The organism is Roseibium sp. AWQ4_290 (assembly GCF_056160985.1).
This window is the reverse complement of sequence record NZ_JBSWYG010000135.1, coordinates 1-214: the sequence shown is the minus strand read 5'-3', so window position 1 is coordinate 214 and position 214 is coordinate 1. Positions and strand designations below refer to the sequence as shown.

1 pseudogene is annotated in these 214 nt (G+C 64.0%); it reads left to right on the top strand.

Going from position 1 to position 214, the window contains the following annotated elements:
- Window positions 1–214: pseudogene (locus tag ACXAH0_RS25430) on the top strand (IS21 family transposase); the annotation flags it as partial.

Sequence of the window (214 nt, the reverse complement as noted above, 5' to 3'; positions counted from 1 at the left end):
TCCCGCTGAGCTTCGATCCGGGCGAGGCCTACCAGTTCGACTGGAGCCATGAGATCGTGATCCTCGACGGCGTGACCACGACGGTCAAGGTCGCCCATGTCCGTCTCTGCCACAGCCGGATGCCGTTTGTGCGGGCTTATCCCAGAGAGACCCAGGAGATGGTGTTCGATGCGCATGACAAGGCGTTCGCCTTCTTCGGCGGCGCCTGCGCGCG